We start from the raw sequence: 4004 nt of genomic DNA on the forward strand, positions 1-4004 counted from the left end.
TTCTCACGCGAGCGTTCCCAGCCGAGCACCATCCCGGCCGCGGTCGCCACCACCAGCCGGCCAATCGCATCGATCCAGAAAGCGACGTCCGGTGCCGCTGATGCTTCGATCATTCGACCAGCACGTGGACGTGATGCCAGGCGGTGCACAGATATCCGGCGAAGTTCCACATCGTGTCCGGCCGTTCGGGCTGTCCCTGTCCAGCCCCGTCGAAGGCGCGCACGACAAGGTGCTGGCGACCTTTGGCAAGCGTGGCGTCGAGGGTCCAGCGCCGCCAACCCCAGTGCGTCTCCGGATCATCGGCGAACGTCGCCTGTTGCCACTCGCGACCACCGTTTACCGACACTTCGACCCGAGAGACGCGGCGATCATAGGCGATGGCATAGCCCTCGATCCGCACCTCCCCGGCCGGCAGGCTTTCGCCAGAGCCGGGCACGCAGATCGCGGCGTTGAGCGGCATGGCGTTGATCGTCAGACCCTGGCTCCAGTCGACGGTGTCGCTCGTCACATCGGCGGGAAACAGCTTGTAGTCGTGCGCCTGGATCGGTGCGTCGGAAGGCGTGTCTCGCACCTCGATCCGTGTCAGCCATTTGGCGCTGCGCACGCCTGCATAGCCCGGCACCACCATGCGGAGCGGGGCGCCATGTTCGGGCGTCAGCGGCTCGCCGTTCATCGCCCAGGCAATGAGGACGTCGGGTTGCCGCGCCTTGTCCATGGCGATCGAGACCCCGAACAAGGCTTCTTCGCCCTCCACGTCCACCTCGTCGGCGCCGGTGAACGCCACGAACAGGTTGGACGCATCAGGCGCGCCAACTGCATCGAGCACATCGGCCAGGCGTACGCCGGTCCACTCCGCATTGCCAATCGCGCCGACATCCCAAGGATCGCCCGACGTCTTGCCGACCTGCTGGAGGTCCGTGCGCCGGTTACCCGCGCATTGGAGCACGGCTGTCACCGAGTGCGTGGAAAACGTAGCTTTCAGTTCCTCTACCGAGAAAGAGCGGCTCGCCATGCCCGTCCCGCTCACCTCGATCCGATGATTGGCGGGCAGATCCGGCACTGGCCCGTGGCTGCGCACGTAGAACAGCGCCTGCGGCGTCAGGAACCGCTCGATCAACGCACTGGGCGTCGGCTCGGCGTTGTAGGGATCGGATTTGCGCTCGATCATATCGGTCATGGACGAACAAACGCCGCAAGCGCGCGGATCGCTTCAAGTCTTCAAGACCATCACAGACGAAAGGCTGCCGATCGTTCCGATATCCAGATTGGAATGAGCAGATCAAACGGTTGGTCGTATCGATCAGATTGCGCGATATAAGCTGCATGACCCTGGAGCAGCTCAGAATATTCGTCGGTGTCGCGGAGCGCGAACACGTCACCAAGGCAGCGGAGGTGCTGAACGTCACGCAGTCTGCTGCCTCCGGCGCGATTGCTGCCCTCGAAGCGCGCTACGGGGTTCCTCTGTTTCACCGCGTCGGGCGTGGCATCCAGCTGACCGAAGCAGGCCGCGGCTTTCTGGAGGAAGCGCGCGCGGTGCTGGGGCGGGCAGCGCATGCCGAGACGATGCTGGCGGACTATGCCGGGCTTGCCCGTGGTTCATTGCGGATCGTCGCCAGCCAGACGATCGCGAGCTACTGGTTGCCGGCAAAGCTCGCCGCCTTCCACGAACGCCACCCGCAGATCGCGGTTGAGCTCGCGATCGACAACACCGAAGGTGCGGCAGCGCAGGTCCTGAGCGGCGCGGCGGAACTCGGCTTTGTCGAGGGCGAGGTGGACGAACCGGCGCTTGCCCACTGGAATGTCGGGCGTGATCCGATGGTGCTGGTCGGCCGCGAGGACGCCGAACGTGTCGACGAGGCCTGGCTGCGCACTGAACGCTGGATCGTCCGTGAGCTGGGATCCGGTACGCGCTCGACCTTCGAGGACGTGCTGCGAACGCGCGGGTTTGATCCGGCCCAGCTGACGATAGCGATGACGCTGCCGTCCAACGAGGCGGTGCGCACCGCGGTCGAGGCCGGTGCCGGCGTTGCCGTCTTGTCGCGATTGGTCGTAGCTCGTGCGCTCAAGGCCGGTGACCTTGTCGAGCTGCCGCTCGGGCTGCCCGACCGCGCCTTTCACGCGCTGCGCCACAAGGAACGCTATCGCACCCGCGCGGCCGACGCGCTGACGGACCTCATCAAGGAGCAGGTCGCATGACTGCCGACACGCACTCCGTTCTGAGCGGCCTCAAGCCGCTCAGCCGGCTCGATCACCCCCGCGAGATGATCCGCCAGTTCACGCCCAACTGGTTCGCCGCGACGATGGGCACGGGCATCCTCGCGCTCGCACTGCCGCAGGTACCCGGCATTGGACCCTCGCTGAAGCCATTCGGCGAGGTGTTGTGGTTCTTCAACATCGCACTCTTCGCGCTGTTCGCCGGCCTCTATGGCGCGCGCTGGGTGATGTTCGGGCATGAGGCGCGGCGCATCTTCGGGCACAACACCGTGTCAATGTTCATCGGGACCATCCCGATGGGGCTGGCGACAATCATCAACGGCTGCCTCGCCTTCGGCATCGCGCGGTTCGGGAATGGCATCGTACCGGTCGCGCAGGTCTTGTGGTGGATCGACGTCGCCATGTCGCTCGCCTGCGGCGTGCTGATCCCGTACCTGATGTTCACCCGCCACGAGCATAGCCTGGACGGCATGACCGCGGTATGGCTGCTGCCGGTCGTCGCTGCCGAAGTGGCGGGTGCCAGCGGCGGGCTGCTCGCGCCGCATCTGGCCGATCCCCACGCGCAGCTAGTCACGCTTGCGACCTCCTATGTGCTGTGGGCCTATTCAGTGCCGGTCGCGTTTGGCATCCTCGCCATCCTCATCCTGCGCATGGCACTCCACAAGTTGCCGCATGAAAGCATGGCGGCATCCTCCTGGCTGGCGCTGGGGCCGATCGGCACGGGTGCTCTGGGCATGCTGGTGCTCGGCGCGGATGCGCCGGCGATCCTCACCGCGCACGGGCTAGCCGGCGTCGGCACCGTCGCGCAGGGGATCGGCGTTGTCGCCGGGCTCTGCCTGTGGGGTTTCGGCCTGTGGTGGCTGGCGCTCGCGACGCTTATCACCATCCGCTACTGGCGCGCTGGTGTGCCGTTCAACCTGGGCTGGTGGGGCTATACCTTTCCGCTCGGCGTCTACACCGTCGCCACCTTCCGCCTCGGCACGACGCTGAACCTCGGCTTCTTCGGCATAGCTGGCACGGTGCTGACAGTCGCGCTTGCGGCGATGTGGCTGCTGGTCGGTGCCAAGACGCTGGCTGGCGCATGGCGGGGCAACCTGTTCGTCTCGCCCTGCATCGCCACCCCGAACTGATCCGCCGTGGTGATCGGATCAGTCGGTTCGATCACTTGCAGAACGCCCCTTCGATCCGCCAGCGTGGCTGGCCACAGGAGAGCCTTGTCATGGACAATTTCGACGCCGGGCTGGCGAGTGAGACCAGCCGTCGCCGCTTTCTTAGGCATGCCGCGCTCGGCAGCGCCGGCCTTGCCGCAGCACCTGCGCTGGCACAGCAGCTCGTCGACCTGAAGCTGCCTGGCGGCAATGCCGAACGGCCGATGACCAGCGCCTTTCCCGGCAAGGGCAGCATGATCCTCCAGCGTGTCCATCCGCCTTTGCTGGAAACGCCGATGGACGTGTTCGACAAGTCGGTGTTCACGCCCAACGACCAGTTCTTCGTCCGCTGGCACTGGGCCGATATCCCGACCTCGATCGATGTCGAGACTTTCCGCCTCAACGTCTTCGGCCACGTCAACCGGCCGCTGTCGATCAGCCTCGCTCAGCTGCTGCGCCTTCCACGGGTCGAAATGGCGGCGGTCAATCAGTGCTCGGGCAACAGTCGCGGGCTATTCCAGCCGCGCGTCGCCGGCGCGCAATGGGGCAATGGCGCGATGGGCAACGCCAAGTGGCTCGGCGTTCGCCTGCGCGACGTGCTCGACCTCGCCGGGGTCAAGGCAGGCGCGGTGCAGGTGCGCT

At 66.0% G+C, this 4004-nt stretch carries 4 protein-coding genes; 3 read left to right on the top strand and 1 reads right to left on the bottom strand.

Annotated elements, in window-relative coordinates:
* Positions 1 to 109 precede the first annotated feature (109 nt).
* Complete coding sequence (locus KZ820_RS21635) at positions 110 to 1177, bottom strand: molybdopterin-dependent oxidoreductase (RefSeq protein WP_097064887.1); 1068 nt, start codon at positions 1175 to 1177, stop codon at positions 110 to 112.
* A gap of 146 nt (positions 1178 to 1323) precedes the next feature.
* Between KZ820_RS21635 and KZ820_RS21640 the strand changes: the two genes are divergently transcribed.
* The 3 genes from KZ820_RS21640 to KZ820_RS21650 form a co-directional block, all read left to right on the top strand.
* Positions 1324 to 2196: a LysR family transcriptional regulator gene (locus tag KZ820_RS21640; protein ID WP_183952277.1), complete on the top strand. Its 873-nt coding sequence runs from the start codon at positions 1324 to 1326 to the stop codon at positions 2194 to 2196.
* Complete coding sequence (locus tag KZ820_RS21645) at positions 2193 to 3344, top strand: TDT family transporter (RefSeq protein WP_097064886.1); 1152 nt, start codon at positions 2193 to 2195, stop codon at positions 3342 to 3344. The genes KZ820_RS21640 and KZ820_RS21645 overlap by 4 nt, the downstream gene beginning before the upstream one ends.
* A gap of 89 nt (positions 3345 to 3433) precedes the next feature.
* A partial coding sequence (locus KZ820_RS21650; RefSeq protein WP_219750866.1) for a molybdopterin-dependent oxidoreductase occupies positions 3434 to 4004 on the top strand: 571 nt, incomplete at its 3' end.

It is taken from the genome of Sphingomonas citri (assembly GCF_019429485.1).
Lineage (GTDB): Bacteria > Pseudomonadota > Alphaproteobacteria > Sphingomonadales > Sphingomonadaceae > Sphingomonas > Sphingomonas citri.

Coding starts and splice junctions, on each gene's coding strand:
- KZ820_RS21635 (WP_097064887.1), bottom strand. CDS start 1,177: ATGACCGATATGATCGAGCGCAAATCCGATCCCTACAACGCCGAGCCG.
- KZ820_RS21640 (WP_183952277.1), top strand. CDS start 1,324: ATGACCCTGGAGCAGCTCAGAATATTCGTCGGTGTCGCGGAGCGCGAA.
- KZ820_RS21645 (WP_097064886.1), top strand. CDS start 2,193: ATGACTGCCGACACGCACTCCGTTCTGAGCGGCCTCAAGCCGCTCAGC.